Annotated in this window: 14 protein-coding genes and 2 pseudogenes; 7 read left to right on the top strand and 9 right to left on the bottom strand. The window is 57.4% G+C overall.

Features of this window, described 5'->3' with window-relative positions:
- Positions 1-527: 527 nt before the first annotated feature.
- The 3 genes and pseudogenes from SOM40_RS17965 to SOM40_RS17955 form a co-directional block, all read right to left on the bottom strand.
- Positions 528-839, bottom strand: a pseudogene (locus tag SOM40_RS17965) (type I secretion C-terminal target domain-containing protein); the annotation flags it as partial.
- Positions 840-977: 138 nt separating this feature from the next.
- A pseudogene (locus tag SOM40_RS17960) lies at positions 978-3,329 on the bottom strand (Ig-like domain-containing protein); the annotation flags it as partial.
- Positions 3,330-3,942: 613 nt separating this feature from the next.
- A complete protein-coding gene (locus SOM40_RS17955) occupies positions 3,943-4,503 on the bottom strand; it encodes a YceI family protein (RefSeq protein WP_320530480.1) in 561 nt (186 codons plus the stop codon).
- A 106-nt stretch (positions 4,504-4,609) separates the two neighbouring features.
- Between SOM40_RS17955 and SOM40_RS17950 the strand changes: the two genes are divergently transcribed.
- Positions 4,610-5,020 carry an ASCH domain-containing protein gene (locus tag SOM40_RS17950; RefSeq protein WP_262672564.1) on the top strand — a complete coding sequence of 137 codons (411 nt, stop codon included), beginning with the start codon at positions 4,610-4,612 and terminating at the stop codon, positions 5,018-5,020.
- Positions 5,021-5,146: 126 nt separating this feature from the next.
- Here the strand turns inward: SOM40_RS17950 and SOM40_RS17945 are convergent, their stop codons facing one another.
- From SOM40_RS17945 to SOM40_RS17935, 3 genes are read right to left on the bottom strand one after another with little or no spacing between them, the layout of a single operon-like run.
- Positions 5,147-6,481, bottom strand: a complete 1,335-nt coding sequence (locus SOM40_RS17945; RefSeq protein WP_106994978.1) for an HlyD family type I secretion periplasmic adaptor subunit — start codon at positions 6,479-6,481, stop codon at positions 5,147-5,149.
- Positions 6,478-8,244, bottom strand: a complete 1,767-nt coding sequence (locus tag SOM40_RS17940) for a type I secretion system permease/ATPase (RefSeq protein ID WP_320530479.1) — start codon at positions 8,242-8,244, stop codon at positions 6,478-6,480. Before SOM40_RS17940 ends, SOM40_RS17945 begins: the two co-directional genes overlap by 4 nt.
- Before the next feature lie 55 nt (positions 8,245-8,299).
- A complete protein-coding gene (locus SOM40_RS17935) occupies positions 8,300-13,720 on the bottom strand; it encodes a peroxidase family protein (RefSeq protein ID WP_320530478.1) in 5,421 nt (1,806 codons plus the stop codon).
- A gap of 764 nt (positions 13,721-14,484) precedes the next feature.
- Between SOM40_RS17935 and nanR the strand changes: the two genes are divergently transcribed.
- From nanR to nanQ, 5 genes are all read left to right on the top strand, one after another.
- Positions 14,485-15,270, top strand: a complete 786-nt coding sequence (nanR, locus tag SOM40_RS17930) for a transcriptional regulator NanR (RefSeq protein WP_261645152.1) — start codon at positions 14,485-14,487, stop codon at positions 15,268-15,270.
- A gap of 125 nt (positions 15,271-15,395) precedes the next feature.
- Positions 15,396-16,295, top strand: coding sequence for an N-acetylneuraminate lyase (nanA, locus tag SOM40_RS17925; protein ID WP_320530477.1), 900 nt, complete (start codon positions 15,396-15,398; stop codon positions 16,293-16,295).
- Positions 16,296-16,383: 88 nt separating this feature from the next.
- Positions 16,384-17,865, top strand: coding sequence for an MFS transporter (locus SOM40_RS17920; RefSeq protein WP_106994983.1), 1,482 nt, complete (start codon positions 16,384-16,386; stop codon positions 17,863-17,865).
- Positions 17,862-18,737 (top strand): N-acetylmannosamine kinase, encoded by an 876-nt coding sequence (gene nanK, locus SOM40_RS17915; RefSeq protein WP_320530476.1) that lies wholly within the window; start codon positions 17,862-17,864, stop codon positions 18,735-18,737. The genes SOM40_RS17920 and nanK overlap by 4 nt, the downstream gene beginning before the upstream one ends.
- Positions 18,734-19,198: an N-acetylneuraminate anomerase gene (nanQ, locus tag SOM40_RS17910; protein WP_320530475.1), complete on the top strand. Its 465-nt coding sequence runs from the start codon at positions 18,734-18,736 to the stop codon at positions 19,196-19,198. Before nanK ends, nanQ begins: the two co-directional genes overlap by 4 nt.
- Before the next feature lie 40 nt (positions 19,199-19,238).
- Here the strand turns inward: nanQ and SOM40_RS17905 are convergent, their stop codons facing one another.
- Positions 19,239-20,093, bottom strand: coding sequence for a PA4780 family RIO1-like protein kinase (locus SOM40_RS17905; RefSeq protein ID WP_106995046.1), 855 nt, complete (start codon positions 20,091-20,093; stop codon positions 19,239-19,241).
- A 69-nt stretch (positions 20,094-20,162) separates the two neighbouring features.
- The gene (locus tag SOM40_RS17900) at positions 20,163-21,065 is read right to left on the bottom strand and encodes a LysR family transcriptional regulator (protein ID WP_106994986.1); all 903 of its coding nucleotides are present in this window, start codon (positions 21,063-21,065) and stop codon (positions 20,163-20,165) included.
- A gap of 108 nt (positions 21,066-21,173) precedes the next feature.
- Here SOM40_RS17900 and SOM40_RS17895 point away from each other — a divergent pair, with 108 nt between their 5' ends.
- Complete coding sequence (locus SOM40_RS17895) at positions 21,174-22,175, top strand: zinc-binding alcohol dehydrogenase family protein (RefSeq protein WP_320530474.1); 1,002 nt, start codon at positions 21,174-21,176, stop codon at positions 22,173-22,175.
- Between the two features lie 544 nt (positions 22,176-22,719).
- Here SOM40_RS17895 and SOM40_RS17890 read toward each other — a convergent pair.
- Positions 22,720-23,277, bottom strand: a complete 558-nt coding sequence (locus SOM40_RS17890; RefSeq protein ID WP_320530473.1) for a DUF8453 domain-containing protein — start codon at positions 23,275-23,277, stop codon at positions 22,720-22,722.
- Positions 23,278-23,301: the final 24 nt, after the last annotated feature.

Here is a 23,301-nt window from a genome sequence, read left to right as displayed (position 1 = left end):
TCCAGGCGGGCTGCGGGTTGGCGTGGCTGGCGTAGCGCGGGGGAGGGACGCTTATTTTAATGTTAATTTAATTACTTAGGAATAATCTGGATGTGTAAAACAGGCGAAATTATATTTAAGTGAGGCTGTGTAAATAATTAAGTCAGGGTTAATAAGATAGTGAATATGATATATCTTTAGCTGTTTTTTTATATTGATATATACAAGTTGCATTAATAAAAGGCTCTGCTATTTAGTCCATCGTTTAAGTTAAGGCAACAGCGGTATTTGGTAGAAAAAATAGTATGAGAGTGTGATCACAATAGTAATTGCATTAAGCTTAGGGTTATTAATTCCGGGCAATATAAATATTTTCGCTTTTGTTCGGTTATTTTCGTTTTTGTGGTTTCCAGGACGGGTAAGATGTTGCATAGTGCGGCCTGAATGCCCTCACCCCAACCCTCTCCCACAGGGAGAGGGAGCAAACATAAAAAACGGCAACCTGGGTTGCCGTTTTGCGTTTACCTCCGCCACCCGGCGTTTACCTTCTAACCGGTAATGATGTGGTTCTGGTTTACCAGCTCCTCGTATGTGGTCTGAACCTCCTCCAGCGTCACCAGGGTTGCGGGTGCATAGCGGGTGTCGGCTCCGTCCCGGTCAATGCTGATAACGGTGTTGCCATCACTGTTGCTGACCTGGATAAACTCCCCCAGCGTGGCGCGATCGCCGTTCCAGCCGACCAGCAGTTCGCTGATGTCGATTTTGTCCCCCGCCGCCAGCGAGAAGTTGCTGACGTGGTCGCCACCGGTCTCATTGAGCACGTTATAGATCAGCGTTTCGCCGGTGGTGCTGGCGCTCAGGGTGCTGACCACCGGCTCCTCGCTCTGGGTGAATGCCGCGGTTGCAACCGTTGCGGTTGGCGGATTTGGCGCTGCCGGGTCGACGTTAATCGCCCAGATGTCGGACATCACGCTGTGATTGCCGCGGCGGTCAACGGCATCGGCGGTAAGGGAGTGAGCCCCGTCGGTCAGACTGGCCGGAACCTGGAACGACCAGTTGCCCGCAGAATTGACCTCAGTAAAGCCGATCTGAATATTCTCGCTGTAGACAAATATTTTGGTGCCCAGCTCGCCCGTCCCGGAGATCAGCGGAGTGCGGTCATCGGTTGTCGTCCCGCTAATGATGGTTCCGGTGGTGGTGGAGACATCATCCACCACGTTAGTAATGATTGGCGTGGCCGGAGGGGTGGTGTCATCGGCTTCTACCGTACTGGCAGCACTGGTGTTTTTCGCCAGATCGGTGGCAGTAAGACTCAGGATCTCATCGTTCAGCCTGGCGGGGCTCAGAGCGAAGGAGAAGCTGCCAGATTCGCCAACCTCCACTTCACCGAGCCTGGTGGTGCCTTCCATAATCACTACCGTACTGCCCGCTTCCGCGGTGCCGGTGAGCGTCAGGCCATCCGTAGAGACATCCAGCTCCGCAGGCGGTGGTGGTGGGGTGGAGTCAGCGGCGGTGACCTGACCCGGAGGGCTCTCATTCTGAGCGGTATCGAACGCGAGCACCGTCAGCACTTCACCGTTGAGCTGGTCAGGGGCGATGTTGACGGTGAACTTGCCGTCGAGGCCGACTTCACCGGAGCCGAGCTCTGTTCCCCCGGCGTCACGCACCGAGATACGCGCTCCGGCTTCGGCTTCACCGCTGACGCTGTCGCCCGTTGCGGCCACCACGAGGGCGGTCGGTGCTGCCGGTGGGGTGGTGTCCCGGGCAGTCAGGTCCGTAGCTGGCCCTTCGTTACCCGCCCTGTCGGTGGCTGCTGTGCTTAGCGTCTCGCCGTTGAGCTGAGCGGCGCTCAGGGTCACTGAAAACGCCCCGTTGGCATCCGCTATTGCCGTGCCTAAGATAACGCCCAGATCGTTGCTGACCGTGACGGTCGAGTTGGCTTCCGCCGTGCCGGTGAGGATTGTCCCTTCGGTATTGAGCACCAGGCCGGTCGGGGCAGGCGGTGGCGTACGGTCGATGGTAAATTCAAACGGCGCGGAGACGGCGCTCAGGTTACCCGCCAGATCGGTCTCCGTCAGGGTGATGCTGTGCAGCCCATCCGTCAGGGCCACTGGCGGGGTGTAGCTCCAGGTGCCGTTGTCGTCGACGACCACTTCCGTCACCAGCAGGCCGTTGTCATAGATGGCGATGGTGCTGCCCGGATCGCCCAAGCCGCCAAGCTCAGGCTGGTTATCATCGGTAAAGCCACCGTTAGTGAGCAGATCCTGAATAGTGCCCACGTCGTCCGTCACTTCCAGCACCGGTGCATTTGGGGCGAGGGTGTCAATGGTGAGGTTAAACTCTTCCGAGTCCGGGCTGACGTTGCCCGCGGCATCGGTGGAGGTGGCGGTGAACTGGTGTAAGCCGTCAGCGAGATTTGCGCTGGGGGTGAAGGTCCAGCTGCCGTCGCTGTTCACCACCGTGGTGCCGATGGCCTTACCGTTGTCGTAAAGGGTGACGGTGGTCCCGGCCTCGCCGCTGCCGCTGAAGACCGGGCGGGGATCGTCGGTGGTCTGGTCGCTGTTGAGCGCGCCGGTCAGGCTGCCGACAGCATCGTCCGCGAGAATAATCATCGGCGTTTCCGGCGCGGTGGTATCCGCGGCGGTAATGCTGTTCGACGGGCTGACGTTGCCGGAGCTGTCGTTAGCGACAGCCGTCAGGGTCTCGCCGTTGGTATAGGGGATGCCCAGCTCAACGGTAAAGTCGCCATTGCCGTTGGTTTTCGCCTTGCCCACCACGTTGCCGTCGGCATCGGTGATGGTGACGGTGCTGTTGGCCTCGGCATTGCCGAGCAGCTGAGTACTGTCTGAAGAGAAGCGCAGATTGGTTGGGGCGGCTGGTGGCGTGGTATCGAGCGGTACCGGGCCGGGATCGATACGGTCGCTACCCCCGCCGCCACCGCCGCCGCCACCGCCCGCCGCCAGGGCAATGCCGCCTGCCGCCGCCACGCCACCCAGCACCCACGGCCAGATTGGGGTATCCCCGGATGAATGACTGACGTTGCCCGCAATCAGGGCATCGGTGGAGGGGATCGACTGATAACGTTCCACCGCGAGCGGTTCGTCGATCCACCACAGGGCGCCGTTTTCATCCAGCACCAGCTGGTGGTCGTTGACGAAGTAGTGTTTCAGCGTCACGGTTTCGCCGTTGGTCATCCTGACCAGCAGATCGTCGCTGCTGCGGGAATAGCTGGCGATATCACCCCGGCCGGCCTGAAGCTTCACGACGGAATCTTCACCCAATATGATCTGGTTTCCTTCGGCTACCGTTTCCTTATGCGTCAGTCTGGAGATGACAGTGAATTTACTCATGTGTATTACTCCCAACAGAGTGAAAGAAATGCTGTGTGTTTAAATTCATTTGTTATCAGCAGATTTTAAGCGCCCCGAAAGAGGCACTATTTGTCAGAAATAGTGACCTGCTGAAATGTTTTTAAAGCGGCTCATGCCAGGCGTGATGTTTGCCATCCCTGTTATTAATATTACGATCGTCTCATTAATGCTTAAAAATGATATAGCCAGAAAGCACTATAAGCGCAAATGACGAAGCGGTGAAATGAATTATAAGCGAGAAATAACGCGCTTGTAGTCTGATTAAAAGTGCCTGGCAGGAGGGGGTTTGAGTCAGGGCCTTATGCTATGCGGGATGGCGACCTGCTGGGCCTGTTTGTTATGGCTGGGTAAAGGTTATGGAAATTGAGGTCTGTCACAATTTATCGCGATAAATGTGCTGCCGGGTGATGTTTATTAACTGGATGTTATGAAATCCGGATATTTATTATTTTCGGGATTGTATTTTTTGTTGTGGGGTTTATTAGCCTGAATTTTTTTAATGAGAATAATACAAAGGTATGATTTTTTAGCTGTGTAAATTGATGATCCGTAAATAGCGCTACGACATAAGTACTATTTTTTGCAGGGCGTATTATCCGGCGGAGGAGGGTTTCGTCTGGATATCGATGGCAATGGCGATCCGATCGTCCACCACCAGCGCAAAGCGATCCATTTTATAGGCTGACCGGGAGATGGCGGTGGTGGCATGGAGCGCGATCGTCTCTCCCGACTGGCGATCGAGCCGGGCATCGAGGATCACCGGACGGCTGAGATCCCGGACGGTAAGGGTGCCAAAAGCGCGGTAGCGATCCGGGCCGAGCGCCACCACCCGGGTGCTGGAAAAGGTGATGGTCGGGTAGCGGGCGGCATCAAAAAACATGTCGCTTTTCAGCTGCCAGGTAAGCAGGTTGTTGGAGGCCTGCAGCGTGGCGACCGGGATGGTGACATTGATGCGGTCGTCAAATTCATTGTCCGGGTTCAGCGTGACCTGACCCGTCACCCCCTTCAGATGTGCCCACGACGGAATGCCGCCAAAGGCGCGCCACGACAGCTTGATGGTGGTCCGCTCCGTGTCGATGGTATGGGCGATCGCCGCCGCCTGTAACGACGGGCAAATGAGCGTGATCAGCAGCAGGAGAACAAGGCGCAGCATATGATCTTCCTTTCATAGAGTGAGATAAGCGTAGAAAGGCGAAAACGCATCGGCAAGGAGGCGTGCTACAGTGAGGCATTAAAATGTGAGCTGACAAGGGTATACGATGGATTTGATCGATGGCTTAAACAAGAAATATCCGGGCGCTCAGGCATGGGCCTTCGGGGATAGTCCTGAGATGGCAAACGCACTGGCAGCCCTGGTCGTCAAAGGAGTAAAGACCGCCTCCTGCTGCTCGCTGGCCTCCTTTAATGCCGATGACGCCACCCCGGGGCCCGGGAGTTACCATATTATTCTTAATGGGCAGGGCGCGCCGGTATGCGTCATCAGAATCGTGTCTCTGCGTCTGGTGCGTTTCTCAGAGGTGACAGAGGCCTTTGCCCGCAAAGAGGGGGAAGGGGACTTGAGCCTGGACTACTGGCGCGAGGAGCATAAGGCCTTTTTCACCCGGGAAGGTGTGTATGCGGATGATATGGAGCTGGTGGCCGAGGAGTTTGTGGTGGTTGAGGTGATGTGATTTGTGCCGCAGTGCAACGCCGGGTGGCGGCTACGCCTTACCCGGCCTACGAACAGTAGGCCCGGCAAGCGAAGCGCCGCCGGGCAGAAAGGCCGCACCGAAGTGACAACACCGCATATGACCCCATCAAATCTCCTTAAACGCCAGCTCCAGGCGGGCCATCAGCGGTTTAAACAGGTAGCTCAGGAAGGTGCGCTCCCCGGTTTTAATCGTCACACTGGCGGGCATCCCGGCTTTTATCTTGTGATCGCGCAGCAGGCGCACCCCCTCCGGGGAGACCTGCACTTCGGCCAGGTAGTAGGGCTGCTGGGTCACTTTGTCGGTCAGGCGGTCGGCCGAGACGGTCAGCACCCGGGCCGGCACCGTCGGCAGCAGGGCGTGGTTGAGGGCCGGGAACATCACGTCGACGGTCAGCCCCGGGGCCATTTTATCGATCGCCTGCACCGGGATTTTGGCGTCGATTTGCAGCGGCTGTCCGGCGGCGACAATATCCATCAGGTGTTCGCCGGGCTGGATCACCCCACCCACGGTGCTGACTTTGACATCCAGCACGATGCCGTCGATAGGCGAGCGGATCACGGTGTTATCCAGCTCGTGGCGGGTCGACTGCAGTTCGTCCTCCAGCATCGCCACCTCTTTTTGCTTATCCGTTAATTCAGACTCCACCTCCCGCTGGTACTGGTGCTGCACCTGGTAGGCTTTGATCCGCAGTTCGTTTTGCTGCGACTTCAGTTTGGCGATATTGAGAATATCCTCCGAGACGGTACTGGAGATCTCCGCCGCCTCGCGCTCCAGCACCATCAGCTGGGCTTTGGGGTAGTAGTTCTTCTCGCTCAGCGCCCGGATAGCCCCCAGCTCCCGGTTGATCAGCGTGAACTGATGCTCCCGGTAGCCTTTAATCTTATTCAGGTTCTCGATCTGCCCCACCAGTCCGTCAAGAGACTCGCCGATCATCGACAGCTCATCCTGAATATTTTTGCGGCGGGTCTCGAACAGTTTGGCCTGCAGCTGCTGGCTCTCCGCCAGGCGTTTATTGTTGGCGAAGTTTTTGAGCAGGGTTTCGCTGAAGGTGATGCTCGCCGCGCCGTTGCGTTCCGCCAGCAGCCGGTCTTCGCTGGTTTTGGCGGAGATATACTGGGCGCTTAACGCGCTGTAGCGCATATCCAGCTGCAGGGTATCCAGGCGCATTAACACCTGGTTCTTCTTCACCGCTTCCCCTTCCTTCATAAAGATGTCGGTCACCCGGCCACCGCTTAAGTGCTGGATGGTTTTGCGGTTGCTGGAGACCGTCACCGTCCCGTCGGCCACCACGCCGGCATCCAGCGGCGCTTTCACCGCCCAGAGTAAAAACCCGCCGACCGCGATCAGGATCACCGCCAGGCCACGAATCAACGGCGGCCAGATATTGGTATCGACAAGGTCGGCGTCTGGCATCTCGGGACCTTTATTGTTGTTGTTCATGATAATGCCTCACGTGGGGTTTGATGGGTTTCAACAGGCGGCTCGCTAACGGCGGCGGGTGCGACGGGAACCGATTTCAGCATGTTGGCCTGGCGCAGGTTGGCAAACACCTGCTCGCGCGGGCCGAAGGCCTGAACCGCACCTTCGTTAATCAGCAGCACTTTATTCACTACCCCCAGCAGGGTCGGACGATGGGAGATCAGCACCACCGTTTGCCCCTGGGCGCGCAGGGCGTTGATGGCCTTGAGCAACGCCATCTCCCCGGCGTCGTCGAGGTTGGCGTTGGGTTCATCGAGGACGATAAAGGCCGGGTTGTTGTAAACCGCCCGGGCCAGGCCGATGCGCTGGCGCTGGCCGCCGGAGAGCTGATGGCCACTGGCGCCAAGCCGGGTGTCGTAGCCCTGCGGCAGGCGTAAAATCATCTCGTGAACCCCGGCCAGCTGCGCTGCGGCCACAATCAGCTCGCTGTTGGCCTCGCCAAAGCGGGCGATGTTCTGGGCGATGCTGCCGTCAAACAGCTCCACGTCCTGGGGCAGATAGCCCATCGACGGGCCGAGCAGGGTTTTATCCCACTGGCAGATGTCAGCCCCATCCAGCCGCACTTTTCCGGCCAACGGCTGCCATACGCCCACCAGCAGCTTCGCCAGCGAGCTTTTTCCAGAGGCGGAAGGGCCGATGATCCCCAGCACTTCGCCCTGTTCGAGCTGGAACGAAATGTTGCGCAGGGTGGCAGCTTTCTGCCCCGGAGGAGCGGCAAACACCCCTTCGACGCTGATGACGCCTTTCGGGGTCGGCAGGGTGAGGATCGCTTTAGAGGCCGGGTACTCCTCCAGCAGGTGGGTGAGCTGTTTCCAGCCGCTGCGGAACTGCACGAACTGCTTCCAGCTGCTGATGATCTGCTCCACCGGGCTCAGCACGCGGCCGAGGATAATCGAGGCGGCAATCATCAGCCCGGGGGTGATTTCACCGGCGATCACCAGCAGGGCACCGGCCCCCAGCGACACGGACTGCAGCAGGACGCGGACAAACCGGCTCAGACTGCTGTAGACCGCCGATTTATCGGCAATGTGGGTCTGGAGCACCATCACTTTGGTATGGCCTTCCAGCCAGTGCTTTTTCAGGGTGGTAAGCATCCCCATGGCTTCGATGGTGTCGGAGTTCTGCAGCTGCTTGTTGAGAATGATCGAGTTGCTGACGCTCAGCATCTGCGCCTGCTGAATCGGCGTTTTGGTGGAGAGCTCCGTGAGCAGCGTCAGGCAGAGTAAAATCATGATCCCGCCGAGCGACAGATAACCCAGCAGGGGATGGACGAGGAACGCCACTAATAAATAGAAGGGCGTCCAGGGAATATCGAGCAGCGCAAACAGACTGTTGCCGGAGAGGATCTGGCGGATCTGCGCCAGCTCGTTCAGCGCCTGCGCCGGGTTATTATCCCCCGTCGCAATTTTGCGCTTAAAGGCGGCATTAAAGACCAGCTGATTTAACTTCACGTCCAGGCGGTTGCCCAGCCGGATCATCACGCTGGAGCGTGCGAACTCAATCATCCCGATAACGATATATAACCCAACGATCAGCAGCGTTAGCATCAGCAGGGTGGTGGTGTTCTGGCTGGCCAGAACCCGGTCGTACACCTGTAGCATATAAATTGCCGGCGCCAGCATAAGCATATTTATCACGCTGCCAAAAAACAGCAGGGTAATAAAGGCAGGCCTGGTCCCCTTGAGGGCTTTTTTCAGTTCTGTTGACTTATACTGGCGCGGCATAGGGTGCTCCTTATTACATCAATGAGGTCTGGGTACTATTTATTGACGTCGTGAGTTAACTGAACTGGAAATCAGTTGCCGTTATTGCGCTCACCGCCGTATTGGTTAAGGTGATTCGTTCACCACTGGCGAAGTTCAGGACGGTCGACGAACCATTGGCCGTGACCGAGATGGTGCTGAGGTAGTTGCCCGCCGTCAGACCTCTTCCCGCCAGGTTAATAACGTCCTGACCCCCGGCCGCATTGCTGTCGAAATCGGTAATGACGTCCTGCCCGAAAGAGGCACCGAAGATGAAGACATCGTTGCCGCCCGCGCCGGTGAGGGTGTCATTCCCGCCGCAGCCGTTCAGCCGGTCAATACCGGAGCCGCCGGTGAGGGTGTTCCCCAGGGCGTTACCGGTCCCGGTGAAGCCGCCGTTGCCGGTAAAGGTCAGGACCTCGACATCCTGGGTCAACGTATACGTGTTGAGGCTCACCCGGACGGTATCGGTCCCGCCGTTGACGCCTTCCACCACCGTATCCCCCGCGTTATCCACGGTATAGATGTCATTCCCGAGACCGCCGCTCATGGCGTCGGCACCCTGACCGCCGTCGAGACCGTCGTTACCGTTTCCGCCAAGCAGGGTGTCGTTCCCGGCCAGACCGAACAGGGTATCGTCGCCGTCCATCCCGTTGAGGGTGTCGTTACCTCTGCCGCCGGTCATGGTGTTGGCCAGCGCGTTACCGGTGCCGTTGAAGTTGCCGGTTCCGCTATAGGTCAGGTTTTCAAGGTTGTCGGCCATCACGTAGCTGGCGGCGGTGACCTCAACGAGATCGGTCCCGGCGTTGGCGCCTTCCGTGATCACATCGCCCAGGTTATCCACGTGATAGGTGTCATTGCCGACGCCGCCCGCCATCTGGTCAGCACCTACACCGCCGTCCAGGTCGTCATTGCCCGTCCCGCCGATCAGCACGTCGTCACCTGCCAGACCGAGCAGGGTATCGTTCCCCGCGCCGCCGTCGATGTAGTCGCTGCCGGATGTGCCGAACAGGGTGTTCGCCCCGTTGTTACCGGTCAGCAGATTACCGACCAGCTGGGTCGGGGCTGAGGTCAGGGTGACCGATGGGTTGCCCTCATCGTCGGTCACCGTCACCACCACCCGCAGCTGCCGCTCTACCGTCGTCTGGGTTGGGGTAAAGGTGGCCGCCGTGGCCCCGGCAATGTTGATGAAGCCCAGACCCGAACTCATCTGCCACTGGTAGCGGAAGTTGTTACCGTTGGTCAGGCCATCGCCATCGGTAATACCCGAGACGTCAGCCGTCAGGGCCAGGGTGCGGGTTGGCGTCAGGTCACTGACCACCGGCGCGCCGCGAGTCGGTTGATCCCGTGGTCCTACCGTGCCGGTGATCGCCGACACCAGGGATTCCGCATCGCCCATTCGGTCGTTGAAGCTGGCGGTGACCCGCAGCTGCGCGCCAAAGAGGTTGTTGCCTACCCTGAACTCGGTGCCGGTGGCCTGGTCGCGCCACTGGCCGCCAATCAGCGCCTGCCAGGTGTAGGTGATCGGCAGGTTGTCCGCCAGGCCGTTGCCATCCGCCAGGTTAGCAGTGCTGACCCGGAGCAGATCGCCCACGCCAGGGGCTTTGTTGCTGATGTCGACGCTGCCGGTGGCTTTTTGCGATGTCACCCACAGCTGGGTGTTGTCGCCAAACTCCAGTTTTTCGATATTCAGCAGGCGGTCGGTGCCGTCACCGTCGGGCAGGTTGGCGGAGACGGTGGCGTGGTTGACCGTCAGGCTGCCGTCGGCGTTGCGGGTAAAGTTGTAGTTACCGTTGACGTCGCGGTAGAGCGCAATGTCGGTTTCGCCATTGTTACCGTCATTAAGGATCTCACGCACGATGTGCAGCTGGCCCGGGTTGATCACGCGGTTCAGCATGTCGGCATTGAGTTCTTTCATGCTGTCGACACTTTTGATGACGCCACCCTGTGCGTCGCGCACTTCGATACGCACGTTCAGCCAGGCATCGCCATCGATGATGTCATTCCCCGCTTTACCCATGATGCGGTCGCTGCCGCCGCCGCCGAGAATAATGTCCGCGCCGTTGTCCGGGTTCAGCACCACACCATCCACGGCGCCATTGATGAGATTGCTGCCGACCACCTTATCGAGGCCGTTGATGCGCGCTACTCCTTCAAGGGTGAGGTTGTTGGAGAGTGGCGTTCCCTGAACCGGGGCGGTGCCAAGCGGCTGATCGGTCCCGGTGAGTACATCATTAAATTTCCAGCCCGACAGCCCCTCCACCAGGTCGAAGCGATCCCGCAGGATGAACTCCTGCTGGTTAACGAAGATCGGGATCCCGAGGTCAGAGTTGGCACCGACAACGTCGCCCTTGTGGATCGCCCAGTCGAAGCCCGCCATCCCGTTGTTACGCTGGATGCCCGCGCCCTGCACCATGATGTCGTCGCCCGCTTCGCCGTCGTAGTCAGTGTCGTTCCCCTGACCGTTCAGCACGTCGTGACCGACAATGGTACTGTTGAAGAACAGTTCGGAGTTCTCGCCCGTCAGGGAGTCAAAGCCGTCGCCGCCCTCAAGCCAGTCGTCGCCTTCGTTGCCCAGTAGCGCGTCGGCCCCGGAACCGCCCATGATGAAGTCATTGCCCAGGCCGCCAAACACCTCCTGGGCATCTTCGCCGACGACAATAAAGTCCTGGCCGCTGCCGCCGAAGCTGAGGTCGTTACCGTTGCCGGAGAAGATGACGTCGTTCCCGGCATCGCCGTGCAGGAAGTCGGCGTCGCCTACCGGGGTCCCGGTGTCGGTGATGATGTCGTCCCCGTCGCCACCGTGCACGGTATCCGCTTCATCACCACCGTCGAGACGGTCGTCGCCGCCGTCGCCCCACAAGCTGTCGATACCTTTGCCGCCAATTAAGGTATCGTTACCGGCAGAGCCGCCCAGCACCACGTGCCCGTCGCCGATGTATTTCAGGTAAGCGCCATCCGCCTTGCCATCGCCGTCGACGTCCGCCCCGGCTGCTTTGCGGACCACCAGCGGGGTGAGCAGGTCTTTGAGCGCATTACCCCATTTAGGGTCAGCGCCAATCTGTACCCCGGTGTTCACTTCCAGAATATGATCCGGGGTCATGAACAGTTTCGCATGCACGTGAGAGGAGCCTTCATTGCCGAGGTCGCTGTTACGCATGACCAGGGCGGCAAACGAGTTGGCCTCCAGTTGGGTAAGCATGTTCAGGCCCTGGGTACGGCTCAGGTAGTAGAAGCGGTCCCCGTCCTGCAGCATCTCCATCTGGGTCTCAAAGACGAAGTTGAAGGTGGAGCCGAGCATGCCGCCGAACTCATTTTTCCGCTCTGCCAGGCCGCCAATCCAGAAGTCGACCATGTTCAGGCCGGTTTCTTTGTTAGCCCATGCGCCCGTGCTGTTGAAGAAGTCAAACGCGTCGGCACGCCGCGCGTCGTTGGCATCACCAAACAGCAGGAAATCTACCGCGGCGCGTTTACCTTCGATGGTGGTGGCGTCAAGGATCAACTGATGCTGCCCGTAGGCGGCCATAAAGTTGAGGATCGAGGCGGTATTTTTCAGGTAAACCGCAAAGTCAGCCCAGCTCTCATAGGGCTTCAACTCGCTGTTGCCCGTCAGTTCGAAGAACTGCGCCCGGGCCTGATTGAGGGTGGGCATAAAGGTGTCGCGACCGCGGGCGATGTTGAGCGCACCTAAATCCAGCGGCAGACCGACCAGGTTATTACGCAGTGCCCCGGTCAGGAACTCATCGATTTCGTTCCCCACCTGACGGGTCATCCCGCGCACAATCGCGCCGATGGCGGCATGGCTTTCCATGGAGCCGTCGTTATCGAAGGCCAGTGGGTTAAGGAAGGCCTGAATGAGTCCGAGGTCGTCACTGGCCATATCCATGCCGATACGATCGACGCTCTCAGTGAGCATCGAGTGGCCGAAGCGGTAGACCACGTGGGCGAACTCCGCGAAGATCGCCGGGTTGATGTCGGCGGTATTCGAGAAGACAAACGGGTCGACCGCCGGTTGCACGGCGCGGGCGAACTCTTCAAATACCAGGTGCTGGTATTCCATCTCGGTGGTAAAACGCCCGGCCTGGAACAGGTATTCGCCGTTCCACACCAGGGTGCTGGTGTCTGCCGGGATCTCGGTGATCTGGTGGTTCGGCATCAGCCACTGGTTGATCAGGCTGACATCACCCGACCCCAGAATGGTGGCTTTGTACTGCTCTACCAGACGGTTATGTTCGTCGTGGAACACCGAGTGCACCGCGGTTAAGCCGACGTTCTCGTTGCCGCGGCCATCACCGGTGATGAAGTGGCGATCGAGCAGTTCGTTATCGTAGGTGCCGGCTTCCGGTGCCCCGCCAATCACATCGTTGGCATCGGCAAGCAGGACGCCGTTGGCGTCAACTTTCGGTACCGCCGTGTGGGCGATGTCATCAAGGAAAGCATGGCCGGTGCGCAGGGTGTCGGACGGCAGCAAGCCGCCGTTGGCCTCCACCAGCCCGTGAAGGGTGACAATCTGCACTTTTCCGTTCGCGCTTAACATCAGGTTGCCGTAGCGGTCGGTCGCCAGTAGCGGCACGTTGAAAACATCCGCATCGGTCAGCTGAATGCCGAGGAATTGCAGGGCATGGGCTTTGACCTCACCCCAGGTGGCGATCCCGTGCGCGCCATCCAGCAGATTGCCGGTTGGCTCGGGTTTGCCATCGATGAAGGTGTATTCGCGCAGGAAGATCTGATGCGACGGATGAGAGGTGTAGGTCTGGTTCTGATCGATCCACGGGGTGGTGGTGTTCACCGTATTGTGGGTGGCATCCACTTTGGCCCGGGTGAGGATCATGAAGTTGGTCGGGGAGCCCTCTTTGTACAGCGGATCGTCAGGCATCAGCGGGATAAAGACGATCCCGTTACCCTCTTTGGGGATCAGATCCAGACCATGGTCGAAGAACTGGCCGAAGAAGGTCATCCAGCCGTTGAAGGCGGGCGACAGGCCGACATCCGGGGAGAGGTTAGGGATGGAGAGGCTGCCATTCTCGCTGGTGCCGCCGCCGGGGGCGTCTTTTAGTCCCTCCGCCGCATCCACTGCCGCCGGGTTATTGCTGCTCTGGTCGGAAATAATATTACTGATGGTACGCGGGTCGGAATCGGTCACCACGCCGTTAGGGCCGGAGGTACTCAGATATTTTGCCAGTTCTGGATTGTTTTGAATGGCTTGCAGATCCAGCGGCACCAGACGGGGCATGGTCTGATCGGCAGCACCGTACATCTCCTGACCCGGTAACAGGTTGTTCCAGGAGCCGTCTACGGTACGAATGCCGTACGGCAGCAGCGGGTCACCTACCGCGTCGCGCAGCGCGTCGCCGTTGACGGTGCCATCGGCATTCGTGGCGGATTCCGAGATCTTGATCTGCTTGAGAATAAATTCGAGGTCATGCAGCGTGACAGTAAAATCATATTGTTCGGCCATAATTAATTACCTCAATCTTGAATCGCTATCATCATTCTTTTTCGCTGTTTAAAAATTGTGCGAAAAGGAGGTGCCGGGTCGTACGGGATTAATCCAGGGTCGGTGATTGCATTAATGCGCTCCGTGTTAAGTCGTTAATGACAGTGCCCTTTCCCCGTTATTACCGGGGTTGCGGGGGTGAATTTTGGGTAAGTTTATTTATCCCTCCTGTGGAGCGATAAATAAAATCACTGACGGACTCGACGCTTTAAATGCGCACAGGCATTCAAAGGGCCAGGGCCACAGGCATGACAAGGTTTTAGCGGGGCTTAACGAATGTTTAAAATTGTTATCACATGTTACTGTCTCGCTATTGTGATAACTATGGAGTGTCTTTATCTTCCCACAATAATACTTTCTTATGAGCACTCAGAGGCGCGGTTATTATTTTTTCTACGCCATTTTTGCAGAGTTGTACAATTTGAAGGGCGCTGTCTATATTTTCGAAATTATTTTTCTGGCTGTTTTTGTTGAATGTGAGAATTATTTAGCAGGCGAATTTATTTTTTAAATTCCTGCGGGGGTAACAATTATATTACCCTGCGAAGGAATAGTTGAACGGTTGGTCAAAATTAATAATGGCCAGTGAATATCAGAGAATATGTAATCGTTTTTGTAATTGATAATTATTCAGCGTGTAGTGGGTCCGTTCGCCTCTCACCTGGCGGTAATGCCTGTGGTATGATAAAGAACTCTTTAACTCAACTTCTTACGATGTAACGTCTATGACTTTGTCCCGCGAAAAACAGGCAGAAACTTCCCCGGAAACCATTGGGCGTGCATTACGCCGTCGTCCGCTGGCGCGCAAAAAATTGTCAGAGATGGTGGAAGAAGAGCTGGAGCAGATGATCCGTCGTCGTGAGTTTGCCGAAGGGGAGCAACTGCCCTCTGAACGAGAGCTGATGGCCTTTTTTAACGTCGGGCGGCCTTCGGTGCGTGAAGCGCTGGCGGCGTTAAAACGCAAAGGGCTGGTACAGATCCAGAACGGCGAGCGCGCCCGCATTTCGCGTCCGTCTGCGGATACCATCATCAGCGAGCTCTCCGGCATGGCGAAGGATTTCCTGGCCCATCCGGGTGGGATTGCCCACTTCGAACAGCTGCGCCTGTTTTTCGAATCCAGCCTGGTACGCCATGCCGCCCAGCATGCCAGCGAGGCGCAAATTGCCCTGCTGGAAAAAGCGCTGGAGCTGAACAGCCAGTCGCTGGATGACAATGCGCTCTTTATCCGCTCTGACGTCGAGTTTCATCGCGTGCTGGCGGAGATCCCGGATAACCCTATCTTTATGGCCATCCACGTGGCCCTGATCGACTGGCTGATCGCCGCCCGTCCTGCGGTACCTGAGCAGGCGCTGCGTGAGCATAATAACACCAGTTATCAACAGCATATCGCCATCTTTAAGGCGATCCGCAGTCAGGATCCCGATGCGGCTGAACAGGCTTTACAGGCGCACCTCACCAGCGTTTTCGCCACCTGGCACGCCTTCGATCAGAGCAAAAAGCGCCGCAAGTAGCCCCACGATCGTTTAGTGAACTGGATCGCGTTCTGCGCATTTCGTTGATGTTTGTTTCGGCCATGCTGGTATAACAGGTATAAAGGTCTACAGTCATAACATCATCATCACCTATCGAGGTTACTATGTCAGTTACGCTGAAAGGGGTTATGCCCGCTCTGCTTACACCGTTTGATCACCAGCAGCAGCTGGATACCCAAAGCCTGCGCCAGCTGGTGCGGTTCAACATTGCTCAGGGCATGGACGGCCTGTACGTCGGGGGTTCTACCGGCGAAGCCTTTGTGCAAAGCAGCGCTGAGCGCCAGGAAGTGCTTGAGATCGTTGCCGAAGAGGCGAAAGGAAAAATTACCCTGATTGCTCATGTCGGCACCGTCAGCACCCACGAGAGCCAGCAGCTCGCCCGGGCCGCCAGCCGTTTTGGCTATGACGCCGTCTCAGCCGTGACGCCGTTCTACTACCCGTTCAGCTTTGAGGAACACTGCGATCACTACCGGGGGATCATTGATTCTGCACAAGGGTTGCCGATGGTGGTGTACAACATTCCGGCCCTCAGCGGAGTGAAACTCTCTCTGGATCAGATCAACACCCTGGTGACCCTGCCGGGCGTGGGCGCCCTGAAACAGACCTCCGGCGATCTCTTCCAGATGGAGCAGATCCGCCGGGCGCACCCGGATCTGGTGCTCTACAACGGCTACGACGAGATCTTCGCCTCCGGCCTGCTGGCTGGGGCGGATGGCGGGATCGGTAGCACGTACAACATCATGGGCTGGCGTTATCAGGGGATCGTTAAAGCCCTGAAAGAAGGGGATATCGCCACCGCCCAGGCGCTGCAGACAAAATGTAATGAGGTTATCGACCTGCTGATCAAGGTCGGCGTGTTCCGCGGCCTGAAAACGGTGCTGCACTACATGGACGTGATTGAGGTGCCGCTGTGCCGCAAGCCGTTTGCGCCGGTCGATGAAAAATACTTGCCTGAGCTGCGGGCCTTAGCGCAACAGCTCCAGCACGAAAAAGAACAAGGTTAAGACAACGTCTGATGCCGGGCCTGTCCGGCATCACTCAAGCTGTACCCTACAAAAACAGCGTATGGGTTTACCCATTGCGGAGACTGACATGAATACAATGACACAAAATGTCCCGTGGTATCGTTGCCTCAGCCGTCAACAGTGGCGTGCGTTTTCTGCCGCCTGGGTCGGTTACGTTCTTGATGGTTTTGATTTTGTTCTGATCGCCCTCGTGCTCACCGATATAAAAACCGAATTCGGCCTGACCACCCTGCACGCCGCGAGCCTGATCTCCGCCGCCTTTATCTCCCGCTGGTTTGGCGGCCTGATGCTGGGCGCGATGGGCGATCGCTACGGTCGCCGCCTGGCGATGGTCAGCAGTATTGTGCTCTTCTCCGTCGGCACCCTGGCGTGCGGCCTGGCCCAGGGGTACACCACCATGTTTATCGCCCGTCTGGTGATCGGCATGGGGATGGCGGGGGAGTACGGCTCCAGCGCGACCTATGTGATCGAAAGCTGGCCGAAACACCTGCGTAATAAAGCCAGCGGTTTCCTGATCTCCGGCTTCTCTGTCGGCGCGGTGGTGGCGGCTCAGGTCTACAGCCTGGTGGTGCCGGAGTGGGGCTGGCGGGCGCTGTTCTTCATCGGCATTCTGCCGATTATCTTTGCCCTGTGGCTGCGTAAAAATATTCCTGAAGCTGAAGACTGGAAGGAGAAGCAGCAGAGCAAAACCCCGGTTAAAACCATGGTGGACATTCTCTATCGCGGTGAACATCGGGTCATCAATATCGCCATGACGCTGGTGGCGGCGGTCTCCCTGTGGTTCTGCTTCGCAGGCCAGCTGGAGAGCGCTGCGATTGTCGCCGTGCTCGGCCTGCTGTGCGCGGGGATCTTTGTCAGCTTTATGGTGCAGAGCAACGGTAAACGCTGGCCGACCGGCGTCACCCTGATGGTGGTAGTGCTGTTTGCCTTCCTCTACTCCTGGCCCATTCAGGCCCTGTTGCCTACCTATCTGAAAACCGATCTGGCGTACGATCCCGCCACCGTTGCGCAGGTGCTGTTCTTTAGCGGCTTTGGCTCCGCCGCGGGCTGCTGCGCCGGGGGCTTCCTCGGGGACTGGTTAGGCACGCGGAAAGCCTATGTCTGGAGCCTGCTGGCCTCGCAGTTGCTGATCATTCCGGTGTTCGCCATCGGCGGGAGCAGCGTCTGGGTGCTGGGCCTGCTGCTCTTCTTCCAGCAGCTGTTCGGACAGGGGATCTCCGGCATCCTGCCCAAACTGATTGGCGGCTATTTTGATACCGAGCAGCGCGCGGCCGGGCTTGGCTTTACCTATAACGTCGGTGCGCTGGGTGGCGCGTTAGCCCCGGTGCTGGGGGCCTTTATCGCCCAGCGGCTGGATCTTGGCACCGCGCTCTGTTCGCTCTCGTTCGGCCTGACCTTTGTCGTCATCCTGCTGATTGGTTTTGATATGCCGTCCCGCGTGCAGCGCTGGCTGCATCCTGAAGCCCTGCGTACCCACGACGCCATCGACGGCAAACCCTTTAGCGGGGCCCTGATCGCGTCAGATGCATTACAGAGAGCGTCAAGATGATCGCGCTCGCCATTGATATCGGCGGGACCAAGCTCGCCGCGGCGCTGGTGGACAGCGCCCTGCAAATTATCGCCCGCCGGGAGATCCCAACACCCGCCAGCCAGACCCCGGATGCGCTGGAGGCCGCGCTGCGCGAGCTGGTGATGCCGCTCTCTTTGCGGGCGCAGCACTTTGCTATCGCCTCGACCGGGATTATTCAGAACGGGGTATTAACCTCGATCAATCCGTCCAACCTCGGGGGGCTTTCACACTTCCCGCTGGTGGACTGTTTATCCGCCCTGACCGGGCTCCCGGGCGTGGCCCTGAACGATGCCCAGGCCGCGGCGCTGGCCGAGTATCAGCAGATGCCGCCCGCCATCCGCGACATGGTATTCATCACCGTCTCGACCGGGGTCGGGGGAGGGGTGATCCAGAACGGCAGGCTGGTGACTGGCTCCGGCGGGCTGGCTGGCCACTGCGGGCACACCCTTGCCGACCCGAACGGGCCGCGCTGCGGCTGCGGACGAACCGGCTGCGTAGAGGCCATCGCCTCGGGGCGGGGGATCGCCGCGGCCGCACAAGGGGAGCTGGCCGGGCTGGATGCGAAAGCTATATTCGCTCACGCCGCCCGGGGTAATGCCCAGGCGGTGGCGCTGATTGCGCGTTCCGCCAGAACCCTGGCGCGGTTGATTGCGGATCTGAAATCCCTGACCGACTGCCAGCGGGTGGTGATGGGCGGCAGCATCGGGCTGGCCGACGGTTATCTCCCGCAGGTACAACACTACCTGGCGCAGGAACCCTCTGCGTACCAGACTGAACTCTGTTCCGCCCGCCATCAGAGCAACGCAGGACTGCTGGGCGCGGCATTATGGGCACAAGGACATTTGCAATGATTGTGGGTGATATCAAGCAGCTTCAGGCGGCCGGGCTGCCGGCGACGTTCTGTCAGGCTATCGACCAGGCGCTTAGCGCCGGGATCGCGGACCTTGCACCGGGAAGCTATCCGCTGCAGGGGGAGACGGTATTTGTCAATGTGATGGCGTTTGCGACGCAAGGTGCGGAAGAGAAACGCGCCGAACTGCACCGCCGCTACATCGATATTCAGATCCTGCTGGAAGGTGAAGAGCGGATTTATTACGGCCTGGCGGGGAGTGCGGGGGAGTGCGATGCGTGGCATGAGGAGGAGGATTATCAGCTCTGCCAGCGCATTGAGAATGAACAGTCTCTGACGTTAACTCCGGGGATGTTTGCCGTCTTTATGCCCGGGGAGCCACATAAACCCGGCTGCACTCTTACCCGGTCGGGCACGATCAAAAAAGCGGTGATTAAGGTGCATCACAGCCTGCTGTCTTAAGACCTAAAAACAAAGCCCGCATATGCGGGCTTTCATGGCGTTAGTCCTCTTCGCGTTCTTTAACGGCACGCTGACGTTCGTAATACTCATCTTCCGCCGAAATGATCTCATCCAGCAGGGAATCCATATCCACATCATGGACCTCTTCGACGAACAGCCCGGTCAGCGGCGATTCCGGGGTCAGTTTTCCGTCTTCATAGAGCATCCAGATCTCTTTCGCATAGCGCGTTTTCAGCAGCTGCGGGGCGAACTGTCCGTAATACTCGGTGATGTTATTCACATCGCGCTCAAACATGGACTGCGCATGGTTGTTCGCGGCGGCATCCACCGCCTGGGGCAGATCGATAATCACCGGGCCCTTGTCATCAAGCAGCACGTTAAACTCTGACAGGTCGCCGTGAACAATACCGGCACACAGCATGCGCACGATATTGCGGATCATGGTGTCGAAGTCTTTTACAGCCTCTTCTTCCGTTAAAGAGACATCGCTCAGGCGTGGCGCAACGGCACCATCACCGTCGGTGACCAGTTCCATCAGCAGCACGCCGTCCAGACACATATAGGGCTGAGGCACGCGTACACCGGCGTTCGCCAGGCGGAATAACGCATCGACCTCTGCCGTGTGCCAGACCTCTTCCTGTTGCTTACGGCCAAATTTAGAGCCTTTCTGCATGGCGCGGGCGTCACGCGAGTTGCGCACCTTGCGGCCTTCCTGATACTGCACGGCCTGCTTAAAGCTGCGCTGTGACGCTTCCTTGTACACTTTGGCACACTGAATCTGGTCCCCGCATAGCACGGTGTAAACGTCTGCCTCTTTGCCGCTTTTCAGGCGTTGAAGCACGTTATCTATCAGGCCGTCATCGACCAGGGGCTGGAGTCTGTTTGGGATTTTCATGCGGCTTTTATAGCGCATTTTTGCCGCTTTTCGTACCAAAAAAGCAGGCAAATATCGTCTTCCAGAGGATTAACGTGTTGCCTGGCCTTCACAACAGGCTTTGACCGCCTCAAACAGTAACCTGACACCCGCGGAGAGCTGCTTGCGGTGCGGGCAGATCATGTTCAGCGGCACGCTCTCGCCCTGATAGCTTTTCATTAATACCTGGAGTCGACCGGCACGGACATCTTCCGCCACGTCGAGCCAGGATTTGTATGCCACGCCCGCTCCGGAGACTGCCAGACGGCGGATTACCTCGGCATCATCACTCATCATGGAGCCGCTGACGTTCACGCTGTGCATCTCCCCGTCGCGGAAGAAGGTCCAGCGATCGTGAAGACGCCCGCGCAGGACAAAGGTCAGGGCGTTGACCTGGCTTAATTCATCGGGATGGTGCAGGTCACCGTGGCGGGCGACCCACTCGGGCGAGGCCACCAGCACGCGGCGATTGTCGGGGGCGACGGGAAGGGAGATATAGGACGCATCTTCCGGCAGGCCGTAGCGAAAGGCGATATCCACCGGATCCTTAAAGACATCGGCTACCTGGTCGGAGAAAAAGATGCGCAGCCGCAATGCCGGGTAGCGCTCATCGAAGGCCTGAAACACCGGCAGGAGCAAATTGCGGCCTAAATCCGACGGGACGGCAATCTGCAGGGTACCGGAGATCTCCTCTTCCGGGGTCTGGATTTTTTGCATTCCGGCATACATCGCATCCAGCATCTGGCGCGCGTAGGGGAGCCAGGCTTCGCCTTCCGGCGTTAAGCGCAGGCTGCGGGTGGAGCGTGCAAACAGCCGGATGGCCAGCGACGACTCCAGCCGTTTGATGGCGGCGCTGACCTGCGCCGGCTGGACGCCCGCCTCTCGTGCCGCATCGCTGAAGCTGCTCAGGGCAGCGACGCGAACGAACAGTACCAGATCCTCAAGCCGCACCATTTTCATCTCCCGAGTATAAGTCTTGTCTCCGCGAGGCTATTTTTCCCGTCACAGCTTCGCTTTACCATCAAATTATTGCGACACCGCTAATAAAACGCCGGAGAGATTATGAAAGCCATTGCTATTACCCGTTCTGCACCCCACAACATCGACGCCCTGCACGAGATTAAGCTGCCGAAGCCAACGGCGACAGGGCACGATCTGCTGATTGAAGTGAAAGCCATCTCCGTTAACCCGGTAGACACCAAGGTGCGCGCCGGGTTTAGCGGAGATACGCCGCGGGTCCTCGGCTGGGATGCCGTGGGCGTTGTTACCGCAGTGGGCGAGGCGGTGACCCTTTTCGCGCCGGGAGATGAAGTCTGGTATGCCGGAGCCCTGGGCCGGGCGGGCAGCAACAGCGAGTATCAGCTGGTGGACGAGCGCATTGTGGCCCTGAAGCCAAAATCCCTGGATAACGCCGCCGCTGCCGCGATGCCGTTAACGGCCATCACCGCTTGGGAAATGCTGTTCGATCGGCTGGGCGTTCAGGAGCAGGGCAACGAAGGCGATACGCTGCTGATCGTCGGTGCCGCGGGCGGGGTGGGGTCAATCCTGGTTCAGCTGGCGCGCAAGCTGACGAAAATGACCGTTATCGGCACGGCCTCGCGCCCGGAAAGCCAACAGTGGGTGCGGGAGGCGGGGGCGCATTATGTTATCGACCACAGCAAGCCGCTGTCGGAAGCGCTGGCCGCACAGGGCATCAACGAGGTGACCCACGTCGCCAGCCTGAACCACACCGAGGCGCATTACGCTGAAATCATTAAGGCTCTGGCGCCGCAGGGCAAACTGGCGCTGATTGACGATCCCGAGACGCTGGATGCCCGCCCGCTGAAGGCAAAGAGCATCTCCCTGCACTGGGAGTTTATGTTCACCCGCTCAATGTTTGAAACCCGGGATATGATCGCCCAGCATCAGCTTCTGACCCGCGTGGCAGGGCTGATTGACGACCAGGTGATTACTACCACGCTGGGCGAGCACTACGGGACGATCACGGCAGAGAATGTGCAGAAAGCCCACGCTCAACTGGAAACAGGGCGTGCGGTCGGGAAGATTGTGCTGGAAGGGTTTTGACAGGTGGTAATGAATTTGGCTGGATGAGTTAAGGGTACAAAAAAGCCCGCAGGCTTGCGCCGTGCGGGCTTTCAGGACTTCGTATCAGGCTCTGGTGACCGTTAACAAAGAATTTTGGTGGAGCTGGCGGAGTCTGAATACTTCACGTAACCATCTGTTGTAAAGCAATTTTAGCCAATTCAACTTTCATTGGTATACCTAAGAGTATACCAATGGCGATTTGTTGCAGCGCTTCCTGTGGTTAAATGAACCTGTTTTTGAATAGATCACATCAAGAAAAAAACTTTTTTTTGGAAAAACTGTTCACACTGTTCACTGTGTATTTATTTTTATAAAAATCAATATATTACGCGGTGAATGGTTGGTGAGCAGTGAACACTTCACTGTTCACTTTTGCCGTTTTGCAGGTAAAAAAAAGACCGGCCATTGCCGGTCTGGAGAAGTTTAGCCTGAATCGTTTTCGTTGTTAGTATTAAAGCCATTTTTCTTATATAGTTGACTAAACGTAAAGAGGAATATTAGCTCTATAAAACAGATACAGATGCTACTGCTTAAGTTTAACCAATGCCTTTTCTATTTTGGATAAACTTTCAGCTATTTTACGAGAGTTACTATTATCTGAAGCGTCAACATAAGCCATTGATTGTATCTCTATATAACTCTCATTAGACATTTCTCGTGAGAATGGATTTCTACTGTTTGCTTTACGAAAAGTACTTGTAACCTTTATTTTTTCATTGCCAATAAAATCTTTTATTCCAGCATAATTGCCAAACATGAATACGCGACTGGTTCCTGGTGCGAAAAATGGTATTGCCTGAATAAACGCGCCATCTGTCATATTACTAGATGCATCACCGTCAAATGCCTGGCGTGGCAACGCCCTGTCAAAACTAAACTTTACATCCGCCGCAGCACTCTTTCCAATGTTTTTTATGACTATGTTTAAAATTGTTTTTGAGTTTTCGTTCTGTTCGAGATATACAATAACATCTGGCGAAGTACTATCTTTATACACAAGGTAACTGATTGCAGATGAGCCAATAGCTACTAGCATGGTAAGTGTATTTACAACAAATCCACCAGTTTGCAGAACATCCATTATATAATCCTATTAGCCTGTAAA

The organism is Leclercia sp. CFBP8987, from assembly GCF_034044995.2.
GTDB classification, from domain to species: Bacteria; Pseudomonadota; Gammaproteobacteria; order Enterobacterales; family Enterobacteriaceae; genus Enterobacter; species Enterobacter tamurae.
Note: the sequence above shows the minus strand (reverse complement) of the source record. Positions and strands in the feature narration are given on the sequence as shown.

What these genes read in the sequence shown, in the direction of transcription:
- SOM40_RS17955 (WP_320530480.1), bottom strand. Translation starts at nt 4,503, where the DNA reads ATGCTGCGCCTTGTTCTCCTGCTGCTGATCACGCTCATTTGCCCGTCG.
- SOM40_RS17950 (WP_262672564.1), top strand. Translation starts at nt 4,610, where the DNA reads ATGGATTTGATCGATGGCTTAAACAAGAAATATCCGGGCGCTCAGGCA.
- SOM40_RS17945 (WP_106994978.1), bottom strand. Translation starts at nt 6,481, where the DNA reads ATGAACAACAACAATAAAGGTCCCGAGATGCCAGACGCCGACCTTGTC.
- SOM40_RS17940 (WP_320530479.1), bottom strand. Translation starts at nt 8,244, where the DNA reads ATGCCGCGCCAGTATAAGTCAACAGAACTGAAAAAAGCCCTCAAGGGG.
- SOM40_RS17935 (WP_320530478.1), bottom strand. Translation starts at nt 13,720, where the DNA reads ATGGCCGAACAATATGATTTTACTGTCACGCTGCATGACCTCGAATTT.
- nanR (WP_261645152.1), top strand. Translation starts at nt 14,485, where the DNA reads ATGACTTTGTCCCGCGAAAAACAGGCAGAAACTTCCCCGGAAACCATT.
- nanA (WP_320530477.1), top strand. Translation starts at nt 15,396, where the DNA reads ATGTCAGTTACGCTGAAAGGGGTTATGCCCGCTCTGCTTACACCGTTT.
- SOM40_RS17920 (WP_106994983.1), top strand. Translation starts at nt 16,384, where the DNA reads ATGAATACAATGACACAAAATGTCCCGTGGTATCGTTGCCTCAGCCGT.
- nanK (WP_320530476.1), top strand. Translation starts at nt 17,862, where the DNA reads ATGATCGCGCTCGCCATTGATATCGGCGGGACCAAGCTCGCCGCGGCG.
- nanQ (WP_320530475.1), top strand. Translation starts at nt 18,734, where the DNA reads ATGATTGTGGGTGATATCAAGCAGCTTCAGGCGGCCGGGCTGCCGGCG.
- SOM40_RS17905 (WP_106995046.1), bottom strand. Translation starts at nt 20,093, where the DNA reads ATGAAAATCCCAAACAGACTCCAGCCCCTGGTCGATGACGGCCTGATA.
- SOM40_RS17900 (WP_106994986.1), bottom strand. Translation starts at nt 21,065, where the DNA reads ATGGTGCGGCTTGAGGATCTGGTACTGTTCGTTCGCGTCGCTGCCCTG.
- SOM40_RS17895 (WP_320530474.1), top strand. Translation starts at nt 21,174, where the DNA reads ATGAAAGCCATTGCTATTACCCGTTCTGCACCCCACAACATCGACGCC.
- SOM40_RS17890 (WP_320530473.1), bottom strand. Translation starts at nt 23,277, where the DNA reads ATGGATGTTCTGCAAACTGGTGGATTTGTTGTAAATACACTTACCATG.